Below are 23,612 nucleotides of genomic sequence, written 5' to 3'. Positions count from 1 at the left end.
TTTATGCATACGCCCGTTAGTATCATGTGATTATGTTATGATCTACGCACTCAACGCCGCCGGCACATTTTCCCTGGGCTGTAAAACAGCCGTTTCCGGTTGTTTATCCTCTGCCACCACAGGTCCTTGCGCAGACAGCTCACTGCCCGGCTTTTTCGATTTAAACAGTGGCCATGCAAACTGCACATACCATTCTTCCTGTTTGTAATGTTTGGTGCCAAAGCTGGTAGGGTAGCGGCGGGTGATAATGCCGGTGCCGAAAATAATGTCCCACAGAAAGAACATGTTGCCAAAATTGCCTTTGTAATAACCAACACCATCATCCGTAGTGTCTGCATGATGTGCCTGGTGTGTGGCAGGCGTAGAAATCAGGCGTTCCAGTACCCAGGCCAGCGGTCGCAGTGGTTTGTATGTATAAAACGGTTTATCCCATGCAATGGAAGAATGCGCAGCAGTAGTGATCAGTGCTTTTATACCGGTTACAAACAGGGCTGCATAACCCAGTCCCAGGTAAGTGAGTGCTGCTGTTAAATAAATCTGTGAAAAGAAGATGGTATAAATAATATTCTGCCTGCTGGCCATGGCCATGCCCATGTATGGTGCCGAATGGTGCGTGCGGTGAAAGCGCCATAAAAAAGGTACCTGGTGGTGCAGGCGGTGATACCAGTACTGCGTGAGATCATCAAAAATAGCAATGATGAAAAAGGCCCACCAGAAAGGAATCCAGGCAAAAGCGTTTTTTAAACCGGGCAGCAGCAATGGCAATAATTTCAGGGTGAAATACACCACGGCCGGGCGAACGGCAATCCTGGAGCCGGCGAAGCATACAATGTCCAGTATGCGTTCGTTCTTTGTCCATTTTTTATCGTATAGTCCCAGTGCAAATTCAGCCACGCCCACCAGCAGCATAATGGCAGGCAGGCCCCAGCTGGTAAGATTGCTGAAGATGGCTTCTATCCAGTGTATATGTAAGCCGGTAATGGCTTTGGGAACCGTGGGTTGCACAATGCCGGTATGGCCATTGTGTACATACACCAGCAACAGCACAACAGGCAGTGCGTAAATAAACAGGCTGATAAATGCATCGCGCGAAATCTTCGCAGCAAGTTCTCTGGAGAGTTTCATGTGATTCGGTTTGTATGTTACAGGATGTTTTGTTTTAAATGATCGTGGAACTGTAATCTTAACCGCAAAGTGCACAGAGAAAAAGCCGGCAGAGAACACTGCGTATCCTGGCGCAGTAATGTGTTTTTCTGCTTTGTGCGCTCTGTGTTTTATTTTCTCTGTGTTCTTTGTGGTTAAAAGGTGTCGTAATCTATGGTTTTGCCAATTGCAGCAAACCCAGCAGTATCAGCAATGGGACAAGAAACACCAGTATGCCGATCGCGATTTTTTTAGCGAGTAAAAGAATGTCTTTCAGTATCATGGTTATTTGTTTAGCGTGGTGCTTTGCGCATTGGTGTTGTGTATGCGCCTGTGGAATACATCATCCCAGTCAATGAATGGGTAGATGTTGTAGCGGCGCGCATCCGCATCAAACTGGCTTTTCAGTTCGGCGAGCTTTTCCGGGTATTTTTGTGCAAGATCCGTACGTTCGTTGAAGTCTTCGTTTACATTATACAGCTCCCATACATCCTTGTCGTAATCGCGGGTATAAGGTTTGCGGGTTGCATCTTTGAAATCATTTTCATCAATGATATCCGGCCTGTGAAAAGCCTCTGCCTTCCAGCCGTCTTTATAAATGGCGCGTGCGCCGAAAATATAATAGTACTGCTCCGTATGGCGGGCGGGCGCCTGGGCATCAGCAAACGAATACACCAGCGATGTGCCCTGTATCGAATCCTGTGCAATGTTCCTGATCGTGGCAGGCTGTGCAATGCCGGTAAATTCAAGTGTGGTAGGCAGCAGGTCAATTACATGGCTGTATTGTGTGCGTATGCCGCCTTTGCCGGTAATGCCCTTGGGGTAAAATACAATCAGCGGGTTGCGTGTAGCGCCTTCTGCATTGGCATCCTGTTTCCAGTATTTGAATGGTGTGTTGGTGGCCTGTGCCCAGCCCAGCGGGTAATTGGTGAACGATTCGGGTGTGCCTATTTTCTCAATACCGTTTTCATTCAGTTCCAGGTATTGCTTCGTGGTAATATTCTTGTTATTGGGTAAGGAATTTTTGCCGTTTACAGTGCCATACAGCGTGCCTTCCTTGCTGGCGCCATTGTCGCCCACCACCACAAAAATAAGTGTGTTATCGAGCTGGTTAATGCTTTTCAGGTAGTGTACCACCCTGCCTACCTGGTAATCGGTATAGGTTAAATAACCGGCGTACACTTCCATAAAGCGTGCATACAGTTTTTGCTCACCGGGTGTCAGCGATTTCCATGCGGGGATGTATTCGTTGCGCGGCGGCAGCTGTGCATCTTTGGGTATAATGCCCTGCTGTTTCTGCTGTGCAAATACTTTTTCCCTGAACACATCCCAGCCCTCATCAAATTGTCCCTTGTAGGCATCGCTCCATTCCTTGCTTACCTGGTGTGGTGCATGGGTGGCGCCTGGTGCATAGTACAGGAAAAAGGGTTTGCCGGGTGCGGCTTTTTTCTGTTTGGCAATATAAGAAATGGCCTTGTCAGTAATCTGTTCGCTTAAATGGCGGCCATCTGGTGTAACATGCGTATTGTCTTCTGCAAGATCGGGTTTGTACTGGTCTGTTTCAGAGCCGAGAAAACCAAAAAAGTGTTCAAAGCCTTTACCTGTTGGCCAGCGGTCAAACGGGCCTGCATCTGTTGCGTCTTCATCCGGTGTTAGTCCCCATTTGCCTACTGCAAAAGTGTTGTAGCCATTGTCGCGCAGTATCTCTGCAATGGTGCCCTTGCTGGTGGGTATGCGCCCGTCATAACCCGGGAAACCGGCAGAGCTGAAGGCATGTGCAAACCCGCCCATGTGCACGGAATGATGGTTGCGGCCGGTAAGCAGCGCGCTGCGTGTAGGTGCACAGATGCCTGCTGTATGAAAATTGGTATAACGCAGACCATTGTTGGCCAGGCTATCAAATATGGGTGTATGTATTACACCGCCGAAAGTGCTGGCTGCGCCGAATCCCACATCATCAAGCAATATCCATATAACATTGGGCGCACCTGCAGGCGCATGCTGCGGCTGCGGCCACCATTCTTTTGATTCGGCCAGTGTTTTGCCTACCGTGCCCTGGTAAGCGGGTGTACTGTTCTGCGCGGTTAGCTGCCGGGCAAACAGCATGGCTGTGATGAACAATACCGGTGTTGTTTTTTTCATTTGTATTATTTGAAGTGTGGATGTTATTGTTCCCAGCCTTTGTTTTGTGTAAGTGCGGGGTTTAAATCAATTTCTGCCTGTGGTATGGGAAACAGCGTGTCTTTGGCGCTGGCAGCGCTTTTGGCAGGTAAGGCATGCAGCGCATCTACCAGCACGGTACCGCCGCGGCGCACAAGATCAAACCAGCGCATGCCCTCTTGTATAAACTCTTTGCGCCGCTCCAAAAATACGGCTTCGCGAAATGCCTGTTGTCCCAGTCCTGCTGTCAAATCGGGTACATGCGCCCTGTTGCGTACACGGTTAATGGCTTTGTAGGCATCTGGTGTAGGGCCGCCGCTGAGTTCGTTCTGCACTTCGGCATACAGCAACAATAGGTCTGCATAACGTATCACCGGGAAGTTGATGCCGCTTTGCGCCTGGTTGGTGAGCGGTGATAAGCTGTAATCAATAAACTTTGCGAAACGCGGGGCGCCGAAGTTCACGGTTTGCCCGGTTGCTGCATTGTACAGCGTGGTGAAAAAGGTTACTGCCCGGCGGGTGTCTGTGCTGTCGAACAGTTCATACAAATGATCTGCAGGAATATCGCCGGGATATACTGCCGGGTTAAAGGAGCTGAAGTTGGTTGAGCTGAGTGATTGCGTGCTGTTCTTTGCGCCCAGGTTGCTTTCGAACTGTACGGAGAATACATGCTCCTTACCGTTCTTGGTGGGCTTCTGAAAGGCATCGAGGTAGTTGTCGTACAAGGCATACCCGTATGTGCCGGTGGCGCCTGAATAGGTGCCTGCGGTTAACACCAGCAGCAGCTCGTTTTGCGCCTGCTGCCACCATTGCCTGGTTACATATACTTTGGCCAGCAGGGCATGCGCTGCGCCGCTGGTGGCACGGCCAAGGTCTGCACCGCCATAACTGGCCGGCAGGTGTGTGGCGTCTGTTAAATCGCTGACGATTTGTGCATATACACTGTCTTTGGGTGAACGCGCAATTTTTGCCTTGTCTGCATCTACCGATGTAGGGTCGTGTAGTACCAGCGGCGCATCTCCCCAGAAACGAACGATATTAAAATACAGCAATGCGCGAATGAATTTTGCCTCGCGCACCAGCCTGTTGCGCAGTGTGGTGTCTATGGTCATTTTGCTGATCTGGTCAATGGCTACATTGGCCCTGCTGATACCATAATAATGCTGCTGCCAGTTTTTCTTTACACGGTCGTTGCTGGCTACATAAGTGGCGGTACCAAGTGCGCGCACATCGGGGTTGGTGTTGCTCGGACTGAATACCTGGTCATCACTGCCATTGCCGGTTAGCAGGTTCAGGTTGCGGCCGTATATAACGAAATCGCCTGCCGGGTCGCTGTTGAGTGTGCTGTACACTGCGTTTACAGCAGCAACGGCATCAGCAGGTGTTTTGTAAAACTGGGAGCTCACTATAACAGAAGAAGGATTTTCCGTGAGCTTGTTGCAGGCGCCTGCGATCAGTGCTGCAGCGGTGATAAACAATAATGGTTTCATGTGATAATTTCGTTGGTGCTAAAAACTGATGTTCAAACCTGCCAGGAAGGTGCGGGTAGATGGGTAAATGCCATAATCAATCCCTTGCTTCGTGTTGTCTCCTTCATAAAAATTTACCTCAGGATCATAGCCGGAATACTTTGTCCAGGTGATCAGGTTCTGCGCTGAAACATACAGCCGCAGCTGTTTTGCATGAATGGCCTGTATAATGCCCTTGCTGAAAGTATAACCGAGTGACAGGTTTTTCAGCTTCAGATACGAGCCGCTTTCTATATACCGGTCTGTTACCTGCGGCACCGGTGAATTGGTTGCCTTAGGCAGTTTGCCGTTGGGATTGGTGGCGCTGTACCTGTCTAACAGGGTAGAAGAGGCATTGAGCGAAAGCGTGGGTATCTCCAGCTTTTGCTGCAGCAGGTTGAAAATTTTATTGCCATACGATCCCTGGAAAAAGAAAGACAGGTCGAAGTTTTTATAGCTGATGCTGTTGGTTAAGCCATAGGTAAACTTGGGTTGCGCACTGCCAAGGTTGTGTTTGTCTGCAGTGTTGATCACGCCGTTCTTATCATAGTCCACATACTTGCGGTCGCCCACCTGCTGTGATACACCGTTAAGCATAGGTGCACCTTTGCTGATGTCTTCTGCTGTAAGCAATCCGTTGGTGCTGTAGCCCCAGAAGGTACCTACCGGTAAACCCACCTGTACAATTACAGGTGATACCTGCCCTGTGGGTGCAACAGGATAGTAATAGCGCGTATCCGGCCCTATGTTCAGTATTTTGTTCTGGTTGGCTGCAAACAGTGCGGTGGTACGCCAGGTAAGTTGCTTGTTTTTGATATTGTCTGAGCTGATGCTGAACTCAACACCTTTATTGGATACGCTGCCCACATTCTCCAGCACGCTGCTGTAACCGGTATACAACGGGAATGGTACATTCAGCAGCAGGTCGCTGGTCTTTTTATAGTACACATCGGCGGAAATGTTCACGCGGTTACGGAACAAGCCAATGTCTGCACCGGCATTGTATTGTGTGGTGGTTTCCCATTTCAAATCGGGGTTGGCCAGTTGCAGCGGTGCAATGCCGGTAACCAGTGCGCCGCCAAAATAATAGTTGGTGGGCGTAAGTGCTGCAAGCGAGCTGTAGGGAGGTACTTCCGAATTACCGGTACGGCCTGCGGATAAGCGCAGTTTCAAATTGCTGATGATGCGGCTGGCCGGTACAAAGAAATCTTCCTGGCTGATGTTCCATGACAAGCCTACAGAAGGGAAGAAGCCCCAGCGGTTGTTGGCGCCAAGCCTCGATGAGCCATCTGCCCTTTCAGATAAAGTGATGTTGTATTTGTGGTTGAATGAATAGTTGATGCGGCCTAAAAAAGAATTGATGGTAGAACGGTGCCCGTCTGAAGAAGACAGTACTGCGGTAGAAGCGTAATTCAAATTGTTGAAGCTGGTAAGGTCGTTGGGAAACTTCTGTGCAGAAGCCACAGCGCTTTCATCTTTCTGGAACTGCGTGGTATAACCTGCCAGCACTGTTACAAAATGCTTATGGTTAAACTGGTGGTCGTAGGTAAGCGTGTTTTCATTGATCCAGGTTACTGCATTGGAGGTGCCTACCGATGCATAACCTGATGCGGCATAACCGCTGCTGCTGCCTGCCGGCGAACCGGTGGTGGATGGTGCGTAGTAGTTCTGTTTTACGTTCAGCAAATCCGCGCCGCCGGTGATTTTCAGCACCAGGTCGTTGGTGATTTTGTATTCACCGGATATGCTGCCGAGCACGCGCGTAAGGTTGCTTTCGTTCGTGGTGGCAATGATGTCCAGCAATGGGTTGGTGGGGGTAGATGAAAATGGACTGGTGGTATTGTAACTGCCGTCTGCATTGTAAATTTTGGCAACCGGTGAAGTCTGCAGCAGGTTGGAATAAGCACCGTTGAAATTGATGCTGTTGTATGGACTGCCGTACAACTTGTCTTCATTACTCTGGCTGCCGAATATATTGGTCGACACTTTCAGGCGTTCGCTGATGTTGCGTTCGTAATTAATGCGCGCTGCATAACGTTTAAAGCCGGTGTTCACTACGTTACCGCCCTGGTTAAAATAGTTGCCTGAAATAAGGTAACGCGATTTGTCATCACCACCTGAGAAAGACAGTTCATGGTTTTGAATGGTGGCATTTTTCAGCGGTGCGTTCTGCCAGTCGCTTCCAACGCCCAGGGCAGCAATGGCCGAATCGCTGTAGCTGGCAGGCTTTCCGTCACTTTTATTGATATCGTTTACCAGTGTAGCCCATTGCGATGCGTTTAACAGGCCCAGTTTTTTACGAACAGACTGGCGGCCTACATAGGTGCTGTAGTTGACTTCATTGCTGCCTTTTTTGCCGCGGCGCGTGGTAATGATCACAACTCCGTTGGCGCCTCTTGAACCGTAAATAGCCGTTGCAGAAGCATCTTTGAGAATTTCAATGGATTCAATATCGCTGGGGTTAATGGTCGACAGTGCGTTTACACCTGCACCGTTGGATGCACCGGTATTGGCATAAGCGTTATTGTTGTACACGATAAAGCCGTCAATCACATACAGGGGATCGTTACCAAAACTGATGGAGTTGCCGCCGCGTACACGGATAGTGGCTGTACCACCGGGCTGGCCGGAGCTTTGTGTTACTGCAACGCCAGGCACGGTGCCCTGCAGCAGGTTATCGAATGAAGCCGTGGGTTGCGATAAAAGGTTTTTGGAAACAGATGCCACAGCGCCGGTAATATCTGATTTGCGTTGCGAACCGTAACCCACAATCACCACCTCGTTCAGCTGACTTTGCGATTCCTGCAGTTTTAGCTGAACAGGTGATTCGTTTACAGTTATTTCCAGCGGCTGGTAGCCGATATAATTTACCTCCAGTGTAAACGGCAGCTTTTGCCCTGTTCTGAAGCTGAAATGGCCTTTCCCGTCGGTAATTACCTCATGCGTAGTGCCTTTTATATGTACGGTAGCGCCTTCCAGCTGGTTGCCTGTTTTGCTGTCAACCACGCTGCCGGTAAGCGTTGCATTGATAATGGGAGGGGGAGATGACTGGGCAGATAGTACAAAGGGGGCAAGCATAGAAATGCACCATCCCGCGAGGAAACGTTTTTTCATTAATTTTGGTTTGTAATTAAATAATGGCAACAGCCTGCGAAGCAATTCGCGGGAACTGTTAATAACGAGCCTTGTTTATTGCAGGCCGGAGCTGGTGCGAACAGTTTCCGGCCAACTTTTTTCAGATCAGTTATGGTCCTGCCCGCGCATGGGCAAAGCCTGTGAAAAATGTATTCAGGTAAAACATATGCGGAATTTGTGCTGGCAGAATAATGCAGGTTCGGGGAAAAATATCAGCAACAGCAACAACAACATGCTGCCAACCCCGCGCAGGAGATGTTTACAGTAAAGCGGTATGCATTAGGTTGCGTAAGCATGGGCAGATAGTTGGTACATGGTAATTTGTATATACCATGGCAAAAATAGGCGGCAATTATTAGTCTACCAAATTTATAGGAAATTATTCTGAAAACGGTGTCCGGGGTATCATTTCGGTGAATCCTTCTTTCAGCATCCAGTGGTGGGAGGGCAGTATTTTGTTCATCGCGGTATAAAAGCAATCAAAGAACAGCGCATTGTATTCAATACTGCTCGCTGCTGTGGGCGGTACCAGGCTTGTAAGCATCAGTATAATGCTTTGCCATATCACCGGCACCTGCTCATTGGTACGCGCCATGCACGACGCGTGAATCATGTTTTTCAATCCCTCGTTGCACCGTGTAAAAATGTTTTCTGCCATTTCAATTGAAATAACCACACCGTAAGTATCGAAGACATGCTGAATATGGCTTGCTGTATTCATAGTAAGACGCTGTTGTCCAAAAAAGAGGCCATAATTAAACATTTTTTATAATGTGACAGTGCTGACGGGCATTGTACCAATTTTATAAGTAAATTTTAATCTTGTGCTGCGTGCATATTCAGCCGGAAAATACGGCTACCGACTGCTATTGCCAATACACCGAAAAAAGCCTCTTTTTTTAAGCATACATGCTTACGCCGGTTTTTATCTTTGCTTACTGCAAAAACTGTTATGCTTTCCAGAACACCTTTGCGGCAATGGTGCCCTACAGTTTTGCTAACCGGCTGTTCAATGGTATTTTATTGTTTTGTTATGCACGCAAAAACAGTTCACCGGGAAGTAATACCGGGTGCAGAACTATTGCACCTTTGATAAAGCAATAATGCGCTGAAAGCTGTATTTTGGCATGCATTTAATTACAATTGATACCTATGCTTACACTGGCTTCCCGCACTATTTTCCGCGTTGTATGTATTGTTTTGTTATTGTTTGCCTGTTGTGTGCATCCAGTACGTGTGCAGGCCCAAAGTAATAAAGTTGTTACCACCGAAACGGTGATTAAACTGATGCACCGCAACCATGCGCTTGTAACACCGGATTCTGCCCATATTTTTCTCAATGGCTACCTGCACCTGCGTGGTATGGTTGGTAATGCACCTTTTACCATTGAACTGAATGCCTGGCCTAACACGCTTACCGCTTATACGTTTTCTGATTCATTGCAAAGTCTGGATGCGTTTACGGTAACACTGGATAAAGATATCTTGCAGTTTCAATACGATGAGGCACAGTTTTACGCACCGCGCCTGCATATAGGCCGCCTATTGCTTGGTATTACGGCAGATGGCCTGTTTAAGGGATATGCCATAGATGATTCACTGCAAAAGCTGGTACCCTGCAGTTTCAGGGAAGATTACAGTGACGGCAGTATTGGCATGCGCAACCTTAATTTCAGGTATCACGGCAATAGCAACAAGTATCCTGTTGCTGTTAGCGGCGACCTGTTATTTGCCGATACTGCACACGCTGCCGGCAGGGCTTTGAATAAACTGCTGATGAGCGGCTATAACCTCATTGGCAGTGAAGGTGATCCCAATGCTGTGCTGAAAGGTTATCCTAAACCCGCTTCGGTAAAAACATACAAACAATATACGATAGACCGGTTTAAGGCCTACTGCAGCAAGGTGATTGACGCAGCGTTCCTGGTAGATGCAGCAGAAAGTCCGCGCAAGAGTGCGCTGTACAACGATATACAGGTTGGCGTAATACTAAACGATGGCAAACACCTGTTGCTGCAGCTGTTGTTTGGGCAGGCAGACGGTATTGCCTATGCTGACAACACGACCATTGAGTTTACGTATGATGTACAGCACAATACCCTGTATTCGCCTGACCAATTTACCGGTAAGCTGGCTGCGCCGGGCGGGCGCAACATAGCGCCGGTGGTAAAATTATTGAAAGCAGCCCGCATGCAGGCGGCTGACAGGGAAGAAGAAACAGCTTTACTGGTTAATGGAATGCCGGCCTATATTTTTTCAAAAGGGGTAGTGTTGTACAAGCCGGGCGGTAATCATGGCAACCAGCATTTTTACCGTTATTATCCCAATACAATCATTGCACCCCTGCTGAAGAAATAAGGAGCAAAAAAGGCAGAACGGCCTGTTTTAAAAACCTGCCGTTCTGCCTGTATAATGTATGGTAATTGCTGTTGTAACTGTATTTAGTGAGCAGGTACCGGTTCCTGTTTTGCCTTTTTCGCACCTGCTTTTTTGGCACCTGCGTCCTTGGCTTTTTTAGCAGTAACCTTCTTTGCTTTTGCCTTTTTCAATACAGGGATCTTTGTTTTAGCCGGTTTGGAGGCCGCTTTTATATGTATTTCGCTCAGCAACTTGCTGGCTTTCTTCAGTCTTTTATCGTATTTGCTGCTGTCCAGCTCAGCTTTCAGTTCTGCCAACGCTGCATCAATCTTTTCTGCTATTGTGGTACGAAAACCGTGTTTTTCAGGTGTTTTTTGTTCTTTAGTATTGGTCATACGTTTTCTGTTAATTATTTAGTAACATAAAATTAATATTAAAACGTATAGATACAATGTTAAGTTTTGTATTGCAATCCATCCGGCGCCCCGCCCCGGGAGCTGCTGCAATCGAATTATGCCTGTCTAACGGATTGATTCATAATAACCAGCAAAAACCTGCTGCACTGCCATTTACACACAGATGGCAGGTACAGCAGGCGGGGTGTTTTACAGGTTGGCCGGGTTTGGGGTTGTATGCCAATTGCTACGGTTGATTGGCAGTAAACCGGTTTACAGCGTTATGCACAGGTGGTAAGCTATGCAGGTAGGTGTAAATGGCTGTTAAATCATCATGGGTCATATCTGCGTACATCAGCCAGGGCATAGGTGTGTTCATGCTATGCTGTTGTACCGGTTGAATGGCATTGGCGCCGGCATAGGCTTTAAAACGCTGTACAAAAGCAGCAGCCGTCCATGTGCCTATACCGGTGGCGGTGTCTGGTGTAAGGTTGGGGGAGCGTAATATGCCTCCCGGCATTTTAAATATCCTTCCGCCGTTAAAGGCTTTCTCTTTAATAATCTGCCCGCGTTTATCCGGCGTGTGGCATTCAATACAGCCGGCCATGTTTACCAGGTAAGCACCATAGGCCAGTGTATTGGTTATGGCAGGCCGTTGTGCAGGCGTTTGTTTTACCGGCATCGTGTTCAGCAGAAAACTTACCGGGAAAGCAGGGGATGAAGCAGGTACGCGGTTGTCAATGGCAGGGATGCTGCGCAGGTAAGCGATAATATCGTATACATCTTCCTTGTCCATTTTTCCGTAAGCCGGGTAAGGCATTAACGGGAACATGGCCTTCCCGTTTTTGTTTACCCCGCAGGTAATGGCACGAAACAGCTCGCCGTCAGTCCAGTCTTTCAATGCTGCTGGTGTTATATTCGGTGCATAAAAATCGCCGGGGAAACCCATGTCTTTCGAAAAATGTTCACCGCCTTTGCCTAGTGTGCCTGGCACCGGCGGACCGGCAAAGGCCTGCCAGTTGCGGGTAGAATGGCAGTCCATACACACCGCTACATGATTGGCGAGGTATTCGCCGCGTTTTATTTTTTCGGGTGTAACATCAACAGTCAGATTGGGTGCTTTACCCACATCGGGCAGCGCAAAAGCCACATAGGCAATGCCTGCAGTAAGGAGCACAATAATGCCCAGGAATACCAGTGCCACTTTCTTCATAAGTATCGAATTATTAAATACGGCTGCGAAATTAGGTGTATGCACCGCCGCACAACGGTGATTCAACACCGGGTATCCTGTGAAAAATCACAAGGGCAATTGGGGAGTTTGAAAATTTGAAAGTGTGCAAATAAGGGACGCTTCGTTCTCACAATTTCCGCTTCACGGTTGACGATTGCCGATTCATGCTTCTGTTTTATCTTCGCTGATAATCAATATCTGCAGCATGGCGGTAAAGCATTTTCAGAAGCTTATTATTTTGGTGCTGTTGTGCATGGCAGCTGCCGGGGCGTATGCACAGCAACGCGCGGTAGTGTCTATTAACAGCGGCTGGCAATTTCACAAAGGCGATTTGCAGGGCTTCCCGGCAATCAGGGATGCCTCCACGCAATGGGAACAGGTTAACCTGCCGCATACCTGGAACACAGACGATGTTGCAGACGATTCGGCAGGCTACTACCGTGGTCCGGGCTGGTATACCAAACGCGTGTACGTCAATTCCTCCTGGCACAATAAAGCAGTATACATCAGCTTTGAAGGCGCAGGCCAGGTAGCTGAAGTATATGTAAATGGTCGTAAGGCAGGCACCCATATCGGTGGTTATACCGGTTTTGCTTTTCCTATCCAGCAATACCTTTCTTTCGGCGACAGTGCAGTTACTGCCAACGATATTTCTGTTTGGGTAGATAACAGTCACAATGAAGATATTGCGCCATTGGGGGCAGACTTCACTTTTTACGGCGGTATTTACCGCGATGTATACCTGGTGGCGACTGATTCCATACACGTGAACATGGACGACCGCGGTGGTCCGGGCGTTGTGGTAAGCACGCCGTTTGTATCAGCCTCCAAGGCGAGTGTAGTGGTAAAAGGTGCAGTAACCAACCCCGGTTATGTGCCTAAAAATATCTCCGTATTAACAACGATTGTAGATGCAGCAGGCACACTGATCGACAGGCGGCTTACAGCCATACAGGCCCTGCCTGGCAATACCAGCTTTACACATACCTTTGAAACCATCAGCTCACCGCATTTGTGGACGCTTGACAACCCTTACCTGTACCGCGTGCTGACAACGGTAATAGAAGACGGCACCCGCGTAATTGACCAGGTAAACCAGCCGCTGGGTTTTCGCTGGTTCAGGTTCGATGCAAACGATGGTTTTTACCTGAATGGTGAGCATACCAAACTCATAGGTGTAAACAGGCACCAGGATTACAAGGGGCTCGGCAATGCAGTGCCCGATGTGCTGCATGTGAAAGACATGGAACTGCTGAAGGCAATGGGCTGCAATTTTGTGCGTATTGCGCATTACCCGCAGGATCCTGCTGTGCTGGAAGCCTGTGACAGGCTGGGCATACTGGCTTCGGTTGAAACGCCCATCGTAAACCGTATTACCGAATCAGCCGCGTTTGCACAGAATTGTAAAAACATGCAAACGGAAATGATCCGCCAGAACATCAATCACCCTTCCGTTATTATATGGGCCTACATGAACGAAGTGCTGCTGCAGCCGCGTTATGAAGCAGCCAGCGCCGAAAGGGCAGCCTATTACGATCATGTATACCAGCTGGCAAAAGACCTTGATTCACTTACCCGCCTGGAAGATTCAAGCAGGTATACCATGATACCCTGTCATGGTGATTTTAATACTTACCACAACGTTGCGCACCTTACATCCGTTCCGCAGCTCGTAGGCTGGAACCTGTACCAGGGCTGGTATGGCGGCGAGTTTGCTGATTTTGGCAAGTTCCTCGACATGCATCACCGCATTTTGCCGAACAAGCCGGTACTCGTTACTGAGTTTGGTGCAGATGCAGACAGCCGTCTGCATAATTTTTCACCGGAGCGGTTTGATAAAACGGCCGAATATGCCAACCGTTACCACCAGAATTACCTGCCTGCCATACAGGAGCGCGATTTTGTGGCAGGTGCATTTATCTGGAACCTGGCAGAGTTTAATTCCGAAGGCAGGGCAGAAGCCACGCCGCATATCAATACCAAGGGCCTGATGACGGCAGACAGGATACCGAAAGACAATTACTATTACTACCAGTCGCAACTGGTGAAATATCCATACGTAGCCATCGGTTCACAATACTGGAAAAACAGGGCAGGTGTGGCAGTGGGCGATTCCGCTTTGTATTGTGTGCAGCCGCTGGAAATATATACCAACCAGCCTGAGATCATTGTAAAGCACAATGGTGTTACGCTCGATACCGTAGCTGCTGAAAATGGTGTGGCCAAAGTAGATGTACCCTTTGTGAATGGTATCAATGAAGTGGAAGCCATTGCGCCCGGTCATCATGATACAACAGTGCACAGCGTGGCAAACATCAACTTTACACTGGTGCCTGCAGATTTGAAAAGCACGGCCCTGCCTTTTACCGAACTGCATGTAAGCCTAGGCGACAAACGTTATTTTACCGATGAGCTTACCGGCACAACCTGGCTGCCCGAACGTGCGTACAAAGCGGGGGCATGGGGTTATACCGGCGGCAAAGTATTTTCATTGGGCAAGGGCAGTGCCATACCTTACGGCACCAACCGCAATATCAACGGCACTACGCTCGACCCGCTGTACCAGACACAACGTACAGGGCTGGATTATTTCCGCGCCGATGTACCCGATGGCGTATACACGGTTACCCTGCATTTCTGCGAACTGCTGTCTAACAAAGAACAGGAAACACTGGCCTATAACCTGGGCAACGACAAAGGTGCAAAAGGCAAAGAAGTGGTGCCCGGCCGCCAGTTTAACGTATGGGTAAACGATGTGCAGGCATTGCAGGGCTTAAGCAATGCCAACATGCTGCAATCGCTGCAACCCTTCACCACCACCGTGCGCCTGGAAGTATATGATGGAAAAGGCATCGTGATCAACTTTTTACCGGTGAAGGGAGAATCTATTTTAAACGCGGTAGATATCGTAAAACTGTAACAGCAAAAGGCAGCGGGTAAACACCGGCCGCCACTGCTTAGAACAATAAGAAAACAAGTACGGTTAAAACCGGAATACGCTCAGTATAAAAATGAGCATAAACAACACGGGCTGGATCACATGTATCCGGCTCATGTTGTTTTTAAGCGACAGGTATTTATTCATGCGGCGGTGCAGGGCAAAGTCTGCTGTAACTGTACCGGCCATGAGTATAAAACCAACAATATGCAATAGCAGAAAACTTTGAAGCAGTGTTTGGGCAGTCATAATAACATGTTTGGGGTGAGCTTGTATACAGTACTGTTGCAAAGCATTACACCCGGTGTGCGTTTACGATACAGTTATGGAAAATGACTTGCCTTAAGCCATTGATAATTAGCTGTTTGCTGTAATGGCATGGCTTATGAATCATTCAGCCGGTACCATAACTTCCCGCAACCATGATTAAAAACTACATTAAAACCGCTTTCCGCAATTTGTGGAACAGCAAGGGTTACAGTCTGCTGAACATATCCGGTTTGGCTATTGGCGTTGCCTGTGCGGCGCTTATTTTTTTATGGGTTGAAAGTGAATACAGTTTCGACAGCCAGCATGCAAAGAAAGACAACCTGTACCGCATACTGGAATGGCAAACCTACAGCGGTAAAACGGGCATGTATTCTTCATCTCCCGGCCCTTTGACAGAAGCACTTATCAAGGAAAGGCCCGAAGTGGTGAATGCCTGCCATTTCAGCAATCACCAGTTGAAGAAATTTGGTAAAGGGCCTGCAGCCGTACTCGCAAAAGGAGTGTATGCCGACAAGCCGGTGTTCAGCATGTTTACCCTGCCGTTTGTGCAGGGCAATGCAGCTACTGCCTTGCAACAGGTAAATGCGCTGGTGCTGACGGAATCTGCTGCCAAAAAAATGTTTGGCAATACCACCAATGTAGTGGGTAAAACCCTGCCCTGCGATGATGGGCAGGATTATGTGGTAACCGGCGTAATAAAAGATCTCTCCCCCAATGGTACCCTTCAGTTTGAATGGATAGGCAATTACGACAGGTATTTTACCGATAACAAGTGGCTTGCAAGCTGGGGTGCCAATGGCCTCGATACCTATGTGGAACTGCGGCCAGGTACAGATGTCGCAGCAGTGAATAAAAGCATCTACAATTTTATACAACAGAAAGAGGAAAAGGCTGCCGCGCATATATTTTTATTCAGCCTCGGCGATCTGCATATGCGTTTTCATTTTGAAGACGGCAAACAAAGCGGCGGCTTGATACAGTACGTGCGCATGTTCACCACCATTGCCTGGATTATTTTGCTGATAGCCTGTATCAACTTTATGAACCTGGCTACAGCGCGCAGCCAGAAAAGGGCGAAAGAAGTAGGCGTGCGCAAGGTATTGGGTGCAGCCCGCAAAACATTGATCGGCCAGTTTATTGCAGAAGCGCTGCTGATGTCGTACCTGGCGCTGATACTCGCTGTAATTGTGGTGGCATTGGTACTGCCCGCCTTTGAAACGCTGGTGCAGAAAGATTTGCACCTGCAGCTGGGCAACCCGCTGCACAGCGGTGCTCTGCTGGCTATTGGCCTGGTGTGTGGTTTGGTGGCAGGCAGTTACCCGGCCCTGTATCTCTCATCGTTTAACCCTATTTATGTATTCAAGGGCTTAAAAATGAAAGGCAGTGCAGCCACGGTGGTACGCAGGGTATTGGTGGTAATGCAATTCTCTGTATCTATCATGCTTATTATTTGCACCATCATTATCTTCCAGCAGGTGCAGCATATCAAAAACAGGGATATGGGCATGGATAAAAACAACATGCTCATGGTGTCGATTGACAAGGATATGTACAAGAGCTTTACCCGCATTAAACAGGATTTGCTGGCCACAGGTGTGGTACGTGACGCTGCTTTGTGCGATTATGAAATTGTATACGGTGGCAACAATGGCTCCGGTTATACCTGGGATGGTAAAGACCCTACGCAGTCTGTATTGGTATCAACCCGGAATGTATCCCCCGGTTTTTTCAACACCATGTCTATGAAGCTGCAGGCCGGCCGTGATTTCCAGGCCAATACCGTTGCAGATACAGCCAATGTGATTGTGAATGAAGCCATGATTGCTGCCATCGGCACTAAAAGGCCTATCGGGCAAATTATACGTACAGACAACAGTGTGTATACGGTAGTAGGTGTAGTGAAAAACTTTGTGTACGGTGATGTATACGGGCAGCCTGGTCCGCTCATGTTTTTCTGCTATCCCGAAGCATGCAACAAATTGTACGTTCATCCCAAAGCCAATACATCAATAGCTGATGTAATTGCTAAAGTAAAAGACGTGTTGCAGAAAGATAACCCGGCTTACCCGTTTGATTACCGCTTCCTGGATGACTATTACAATGAGTTTTTTGTAGGCGAAAACCTGATAGGCCACCTGTCGCGCATATTTGCTGCGCTGGCCATTTTTATCTCCTGCCTCGGATTGCTGGGCCTGGCTGCGTTTACAGCAGAACGCCGTATCAGGGAAATTGGTGTACGCAAGGTGCTGGGCGCCTCAGTTACCGGTATTACCGCATTATTGTCTGCCGAATTTTTACAGTTGGTGGCTTTGTCCGCGCTCATTGCATTCCCCATCGCCTGGTGGGCCATGCATAACTGGCTGCAGCAATATGCTTACCGTATCGGCATCAGCTGGTGGGTGTTTGCATTGGCTGGTGTGGTGTCGTGCTTTGTAGCCCTTGCTACGGTTAGCTTCCAGGCTGTAAAGGCTGCGCTGACCAATCCCATTAAAAACTTACGAACCGAATAGGGATCGATGTTTCTATAACGCAAAAAGTTCACGGCACAGGCCGTGAACTTTTTTTATGTATAGGCATGAAGTACTGCTGCTTAAGCCATGGCAGGATCGCTGGTGGTGGCTTCACCTGTTTCTGCACGGCCTGCAAAACGCTGCTCGTACGTAGTGTTATCACTTGCTGTTATGCTGAAATCGTACCAGTTGGCGCTGTTGCTTACATCCAACGGCAATAGTATGGTACTGGTTCGCTGGCCTGCTGCTGCCAGGGTAATGTTTTGACCGGCCAAACCATAGGCATGGTGTTTCAGGTGCAGGGTAACAGGTTGCTGCTGGTGGTTGGTGAGCTGCAGGGTAAGACTGCTTTTGTTTTTAGCAGTGGTGTAAATACATGCAATAGCAACTGCCGGATCTTTTTCACTGCCTTTAAATTCACGGTAAAAACCATTTGGGCCGTACACGCGCAGGTGGTAATGGCCGTTTTCAAAATCAGCCATATTCCATGTCCCGGTAACGCTGCTGCCCGGGGTTGCGGCGAAATGCCAGTTACGTGCTGTTTCCCATTCATTGCTGCTGCCGGCCTTCCGGTGCTTGCCCGGTGCATACACGGCAAAGGCTGCGCCTGCCGAGCGGTTGCCGAACAGCTGTGTGCCTGCTTCCATCTTTACATGAAAGCTTGCATGGGCCGTGCCGCCATTGGCATATAGCTCATACGGCAGCGCGCAGGAGGGGCGTGTACCCGGCTCTTGTTTGGGCATAGCTGCCTTGCCGCCGGCAATATCACCGGCAGACAATAACTGGTAACCTGTGGGCACCTGTTTAAACTGCGCCTTGTGAATATTCTCCAGTACCGTATCTTTTTCAAGAAAAGATGGCAGGGTAATGTTCTCGCCGTTGTAGGGCCTGAATGCCGAAGTAAGATCACCGCACACGGCACGGCGCCAGCTGCTGATATTGGTTTCCTTTACCTGTTTGCCCTTGCGTGCCGTAAAATCTTCCAGGAATTGCAAACACGAAGTATGATCAAACACCTGCGAGTTTACCCAGCCGCCGCGGCTCCAGGGCGATGCAATGATCATGGGAACCCGGTAACCAAGCCCGATAGGGCTTTCCCTGCAATGCTGCCGGGGATGGTGTTTCAGCTCCTGCTGCATGGTTACAAATTCGCTGGCAGTGTCAATGCCATCTGCAACAGTACCTGTTTCCTTATCCTGCGGGTGTGGTGCCGTGAACGGCGGTATATGATCAAAACAGCCATCGTTTTCATCATACGTTAAAATGAAGATGGTCTTTTTCCATACCTCGGGGTTTTGTGTAAGTATATCCAGTACTTCCGATACATACCATGCACCATACCAGGGCGCGCCGGGATGGTCAGAGAAGTTTTCAGGCGCCACCAGCCACGATACGGCAGGCAGCTGACCATTCTGCACATCCTGCCTGAACTGGTGTAATACATCACCTTTCGGGGCCTGCATATTGCGTGCGGTATCGCCGTCCTGGTACTGCAGGGTAGTCAGTTCGCGGTAATGCGGGTCTGCGCTGTTGTTGGTAAATGCCTTGCTGTGCAGGTTTTGCTCCAGTTGCGAAAGCTGGTCATAGGCCGTGGCATGCCATCGCTGCATCTGTGCCTGTACTTCTTTCAGTTTTGCTTTTTTATCCTGCAGGGTTTTGTTGTTTTGTGCAGCGGCATCTTTTTCCAGCGTGCTGATCTCATCTGTCAATGCTGCTTCACTGGCTGCAAGGTGTTTGCGGTACTGTGCTGCAAAGCCGATATGGTATTGCGAAAACCACTCCAGCGGGTTATCGGTAAAGCTGCTGAGCCAGGCATCTTCTTCACCCTGGAAGCCGGTATCAATGCTTATTTCATTCTGGTATACTTTCCAGGATATGCCGTTTTCTTCCAGGCGTTCGGGGTAGGTTTTCCAGTGTACGGGCACACCGTAATCTACTTCTTCATTGCGCACATGTGCACGGAAACCGTCTTCCTGCGCAGAGCGGATGGTGCCTGTCCAGAAATACAAACGGTTGGGTGTGGTGCCGGTGAGCGATGAGCAGAAATGCTGGTCACACACGGTAAAAGCATCGGCCAGTGCATAGTAAAACGGGATGTCTTCCCGGGTGTAATAACCCAGGGTAAGCGGCATGTGTGCGTATGCTTTGTTGCCCGATTTCTTTACATCGAGCCAGCGGTTGTGTTTGCCGTTGTTGTAAGCGTCTACCTGGTTTTCCCACGAGTGCGGGAGTGAGTTCATCCAGGTAGCTTTGGAATCTTTGATGTTGAGCCGGAAGGGCGCATAGGTTTCGCCTTCTTTATTGCTTTGCAGCCATACAGGTAACTGGTTGGGCTGCACAATAGCACGCGGGTCATTAAAACCGCGCACACCGCGCAGTGTGCCGAAACAATGATCAAACGAACGGTTCTCCTGCATCAGCAATACCACGTGTTCTGCATCATGGTAAGTGCTGCCCTGCGCCGGGTTAATGGCCAGCGCTTTCTGAATACTTTGCGGCAGCATGCCCGCCATGCCTGCACCACCAGATAACAGGGCGGCTTTCTTGATAAAATCTCTCCGGCTTTCCATGTAAGCAATAACTTTTTATTGTGAACCGAAAATAAAACAAAAGCACAAGGTCAGACCGGTTCAATATTGTATTTTGATTAATTCAGTCAGCGCAAACGGTTGTTTGAATAAGATTATTTGAGGTTTAACGTTTGCTGTTTACGGTTATTTGGCGCTGGGCTGTGAGATATGGTAAAACAATTACCTGTATTCAGGTAATGTAATATTCGCAATACTACCTACCTTTCTATCAAATTTTAACCCTAAACAAGATTCCATGAGGTACCGATTTCTGTTGCCTGCTGCAATAGTTACAATGGCATATGTTATTGCCTGTAGTAAAAAAGATTCCCCTGCACCTGTTATACCACCACCTACAGGAGGAGATACCAGCAAACCTGTTTTGGACAGTCCTTATGTTGTTACAGATTTTACACCGCACATCGCTGATAATAATCCCACACTGAAATTCATCGGTAAAAAAAAGGTATCGGCAGTTAACAACACCGATCAATGGAGAGTGCGCCTGGTAAAAGAAAATTCAACTGACACGCTTAGTTATAGCTGTCGCTTTAACGGGGATACACTTACCAGCATCATCACTATTGCTAACAGGCAGCCCGTCAGGTATAAAGTTATACTTACTGTCGCCAGCACCGTATCATATACCAAAGTATTCGATTCGCTGCTAACCATTAAACCGCCCGTTGTCTCGCTTAATCCGCTGCCGGATACATTGCAGATCGGCAAGTTTTTTCGTGTTACCGGAAAAGGCATCGGCAGCAATGGAGACAGCGTTAGCGCTGTTGCCATTAACCAAACGACGATGGTGGAAGAACGCATTGCTTCAATAAGCAGGGGGCCTGATTCAGATTCGCTGGCGTTGTTCGGCAGTACCCCGGCAGGTAAATATAAAATCAGGTATACTTCCTGGGGGCAAACCGTTGAATCAAACACCGTTTATTTCAAACCTGTACCACCCTCTATCACGGCTTCCGGATGCGGGAGTTTTGCCGGTACGGATTTGTATATTTCCTGTTATAACGGCAGTGCAGGTAAAGACAGTGTGAGCGTGTTTATGGACCCCGGGGATGGCTCGTTACAGCCCATTGCGATCGGCAGCATTGCAAAATACGAAAGCGGCATGGTGGCAATCATCGTGCGGGTACCAGAGAATATGCAGCCCGGCGATCATAAGCTGGTAGTGAAAACCACCGGTATGCCCGATGCTGCCACACAGTTTCATGTACTCACAGGGCCGGCGCCTGTTATTACCGCGTTGAATAAAACCTCCTTCAATATGGCACAGGATGAAGTATTGGAGATAACAGGTGTTAATCTTGATGCCAGCAAAATCGATGCAAAGTGTGATATTACCGAAAGCGTGTATGTTACAGGCCAAACAGGGCTGCTCTTCAAAACAAAGAATTTTACCTTTAACGAAAAGGGACACCTTGTACTTACCATACCTGCCAATTCAATTAAAGCGGCAGACAAATATTGCACTATCGTCGTTTCATTTAATTACAATAACGATACGTATAACTTTACCAATATTCCTTCATCGCTGGTAAGTTTTCAGTAAGCACAACAGGTGCAGATAAAGCAGGAGCCGGCACAAACGGCTCCTGCTTTTTTTATGGGCGTTGCCTGCCGTGGTTTTAAAATTACCGGTTTCCGGGTATTATTTGAATGGTAGTGCAACGTTATCTTGCCGCCACTAAACCCTTAAACAGATTGCTTATGAAGTATCGTTATGTGCTGCCGGTGGCAGTATTGATCGCTTACGTTGTTGCGTGCAGTAAGAAAGATTCGCCTGTGCCTGTAACACCTCCGCCTGTAACTACGCCAACTGATTCACCCTATGTTGCCAGTGATTTTGCACCACATACGGCAAGCCTGTCCGATGCACATACCATCACGCTGGTTGATAACAAAAAAGCCGGTCAATCCATTGCTCTGGATAAATGGAAGCTCGTACTGGTAAGTGATAAAAAAGACACCATCAAGGGCAACCTGGCTGTGGTAAATGATAAGGTAACGGCCACCTTCCCCGATTCGCTGGTGAAAGTGGGTAAGTATGGCGTTGTGTTGTTCAACATGGGCACAACAGTAACCAGCAAAATATTTGATTCTGCTTATTCCGTTACAGCACCCACAGTAACCCTGGATAAAATAAAAGACACCCTTGTAACCGGGCAAACCTATCTGCTTACAGGTAAATACATTGGTAAGCGGGCAGACAGCACTGTTATTTCCCTCGTTAACCAGGATAATGCAGCTGCTACATCATTAACCATTACAAAGTATGGTGCAGATTCTGTATGGATAACCATTCCTGAAACACAGGCTTCCGGCAAGTATAAAATACGCTGCAAGGCATGGGGACAAACTGCTGAGACAACTGTGTTTACAGTAGCGGAACCCAATCCAACAGTGACCTCTTTGTCTGCATGCAACCCTTTTGCAGGCGGGGAGATAGGACTGGATTGCTACCATTGCAGTACGATCCAGGATAATATAACCATCAACATAGACATGGGGGGTGGAATGGAATCTAAGCTGTCCATTTCCAGCTTTGGTTACAATCCCAGCGAGCCATCACATGTTCGCATCACGGCCCGCGTGCCCGATGGCTTTGGCGGTGGAACTTACCCTGTTATTGTAAGTACTGCAGGCAAGAAAGATGCAACCATCAATACCACTTTCCAGAACGCGCGTTATCCAGCCATTCAGTCGCTTGACAAGGCCAGCTACAGTGCAAGCCAGGACCAGGTGATAGAATTGCGTGGCAGCGATCTTGGCGTAAGCCAATATGGTGGGTCTTGTACTAAAACAGGGCATGTAGAGATATTCCCGAGTTCGCTCAACGACCCTGATGTAAGGCCGCTGTACCTGAATGCAACCTTCAATGCGCAGGGTAATCCACAGGTAACTGTTCCTGCAAACAGCTTTCCTGCAGGCACCTACAGCATGCTATTCTGGATGAATTCAGACGACCTGCTTGCAGCGCGCACCCAAACAACCATACAGGTGAGTTTTGTAAAATAACTGTAGCGCCTTTTATTGTTAAAACAGAAATGCCACGGCATTTCTGTTTTTTAGCACAAATCACCGCCTATTCTGTCGTGATTACACCCGTAATATCGTAGGCCGTCTTCAGATATTTGTGATACAAACTCACACGCTTAAAACGGTTGCTATGCGAAAACTAAAAATTACAGGTGCAAATAACCCTCGACGGTTTCGTTGTCGCAATAGGGAACGGACTTTCAATTTTTAAAGAGAAAAAGCTGCTCAAATTAGAAAGCTCATTTACCTACAAAAATGGAAAGCTGCTTAACAAGTACCTGCCGGTAGAATAATCAGCTTGTGTCAGCAGGTATAACATGGGATAGTTAATTTGTTTATA

14 protein-coding genes are annotated in these 23,612 nt (G+C 48.3%); 5 read left to right on the top strand and 9 right to left on the bottom strand.

Annotated elements, in window-relative coordinates; translation table 11 throughout:
* Nucleotides 1–42: 42 nt before the first annotated feature.
* From DXN05_RS11750 to DXN05_RS11730, 5 genes are all read right to left on the bottom strand, one after another.
* Nucleotides 43–1,125, bottom strand: a complete 1,083-nt coding sequence (locus tag DXN05_RS11750) for a sterol desaturase family protein (RefSeq protein WP_116847436.1) — start codon at nucleotides 1,123–1,125, stop codon at nucleotides 43–45.
* Between the two features lie 303 nt (nucleotides 1,126–1,428).
* On the bottom strand, nucleotides 1,429–3,285 hold the full coding sequence (locus DXN05_RS11745; RefSeq protein WP_116847435.1) for an arylsulfatase: 1,857 nt from the start codon (nucleotides 3,283–3,285) through the stop codon (nucleotides 1,429–1,431).
* 23 nt (nucleotides 3,286–3,308) lie between these two features.
* Nucleotides 3,309–4,793 (bottom strand): RagB/SusD family nutrient uptake outer membrane protein, encoded by a 1,485-nt coding sequence (locus DXN05_RS11740; RefSeq protein ID WP_116847434.1) that lies wholly within the window; start codon nucleotides 4,791–4,793, stop codon nucleotides 3,309–3,311.
* 18 nt (nucleotides 4,794–4,811) lie between these two features.
* Nucleotides 4,812–7,925 (bottom strand): SusC/RagA family TonB-linked outer membrane protein, encoded by a 3,114-nt coding sequence (locus DXN05_RS11735; protein ID WP_116847433.1) that lies wholly within the window; start codon nucleotides 7,923–7,925, stop codon nucleotides 4,812–4,814.
* A gap of 400 nt (nucleotides 7,926–8,325) precedes the next feature.
* The gene (locus tag DXN05_RS11730; RefSeq protein WP_147313900.1) at nucleotides 8,326–8,667 is read right to left on the bottom strand and encodes a hypothetical protein; all 342 of its coding nucleotides are present in this window, start codon (nucleotides 8,665–8,667) and stop codon (nucleotides 8,326–8,328) included.
* 431 nt (nucleotides 8,668–9,098) lie between these two features.
* Here DXN05_RS11730 and DXN05_RS11720 point away from each other — a divergent pair, with 431 nt between their 5' ends.
* Nucleotides 9,099–10,304 carry a hypothetical protein gene (locus tag DXN05_RS11720; protein WP_116847430.1) on the top strand — a complete coding sequence of 402 codons (1,206 nt, stop codon included), beginning with the start codon at nucleotides 9,099–9,101 and terminating at the stop codon, nucleotides 10,302–10,304.
* Between the two features lie 83 nt (nucleotides 10,305–10,387).
* On the opposite strand, the gene DXN05_RS11715 is transcribed toward DXN05_RS11720, so the two are convergent.
* Nucleotides 10,388–10,699 carry a hypothetical protein gene (locus DXN05_RS11715; RefSeq protein ID WP_116847429.1) on the bottom strand — a complete coding sequence of 104 codons (312 nt, stop codon included), beginning with the start codon at nucleotides 10,697–10,699 and terminating at the stop codon, nucleotides 10,388–10,390.
* 247 nt (nucleotides 10,700–10,946) lie between these two features.
* On the bottom strand, nucleotides 10,947–11,912 hold the full coding sequence (locus DXN05_RS11705; protein ID WP_116847427.1) for a c-type cytochrome: 966 nt from the start codon (nucleotides 11,910–11,912) through the stop codon (nucleotides 10,947–10,949).
* 226 nt (nucleotides 11,913–12,138) lie between these two features.
* On the opposite strand from DXN05_RS11705, the gene DXN05_RS11700 reads away from it, so the two are divergent.
* Nucleotides 12,139–14,853: a glycoside hydrolase family 2 TIM barrel-domain containing protein gene (locus tag DXN05_RS11700; RefSeq protein ID WP_211330028.1), complete on the top strand. Its 2,715-nt coding sequence runs from the start codon at nucleotides 12,139–12,141 to the stop codon at nucleotides 14,851–14,853.
* A 63-nt stretch (nucleotides 14,854–14,916) separates the two neighbouring features.
* On the opposite strand, the gene DXN05_RS11695 is transcribed toward DXN05_RS11700, so the two are convergent.
* Nucleotides 14,917–15,120 carry a hypothetical protein gene (locus tag DXN05_RS11695; protein WP_116847426.1) on the bottom strand — a complete coding sequence of 68 codons (204 nt, stop codon included), beginning with the start codon at nucleotides 15,118–15,120 and terminating at the stop codon, nucleotides 14,917–14,919.
* 281 nt (nucleotides 15,121–15,401) lie between these two features.
* Here DXN05_RS11695 and DXN05_RS11690 point away from each other — a divergent pair, with 281 nt between their 5' ends.
* On the top strand, nucleotides 15,402–17,651 hold the full coding sequence (locus tag DXN05_RS11690) for an ABC transporter permease (protein WP_394337520.1): 2,250 nt from the start codon (nucleotides 15,402–15,404) through the stop codon (nucleotides 17,649–17,651).
* A gap of 80 nt (nucleotides 17,652–17,731) precedes the next feature.
* Here DXN05_RS11690 and DXN05_RS11685 read toward each other — a convergent pair whose 3' ends face one another.
* Complete coding sequence (locus DXN05_RS11685; protein ID WP_116847424.1) at nucleotides 17,732–20,221, bottom strand: phosphocholine-specific phospholipase C; 2,490 nt, start codon at nucleotides 20,219–20,221, stop codon at nucleotides 17,732–17,734.
* 256 nt (nucleotides 20,222–20,477) lie between these two features.
* Between DXN05_RS11685 and DXN05_RS11680 the strand changes: the two genes are divergently transcribed.
* Both DXN05_RS11680 and DXN05_RS11675 read left to right on the top strand, forming a co-directional pair.
* Nucleotides 20,478–21,785 carry a hypothetical protein gene (locus tag DXN05_RS11680; protein ID WP_147313899.1) on the top strand — a complete coding sequence of 436 codons (1,308 nt, stop codon included), beginning with the start codon at nucleotides 20,478–20,480 and terminating at the stop codon, nucleotides 21,783–21,785.
* A gap of 158 nt (nucleotides 21,786–21,943) precedes the next feature.
* Complete coding sequence (locus DXN05_RS11675) at nucleotides 21,944–23,251, top strand: hypothetical protein (RefSeq protein ID WP_116847422.1); 1,308 nt, start codon at nucleotides 21,944–21,946, stop codon at nucleotides 23,249–23,251.
* Nucleotides 23,252–23,612: the final 361 nt, after the last annotated feature.

The organism is Deminuibacter soli (assembly GCF_003412455.1).
Taxonomy (GTDB): Bacteria; Bacteroidota; Bacteroidia; order Chitinophagales; family Chitinophagaceae; genus Deminuibacter; species Deminuibacter soli.
The sequence above is the reverse complement of the archived record's forward strand: the minus strand, read 5'-3'. Positions and strand labels throughout refer to the sequence as shown.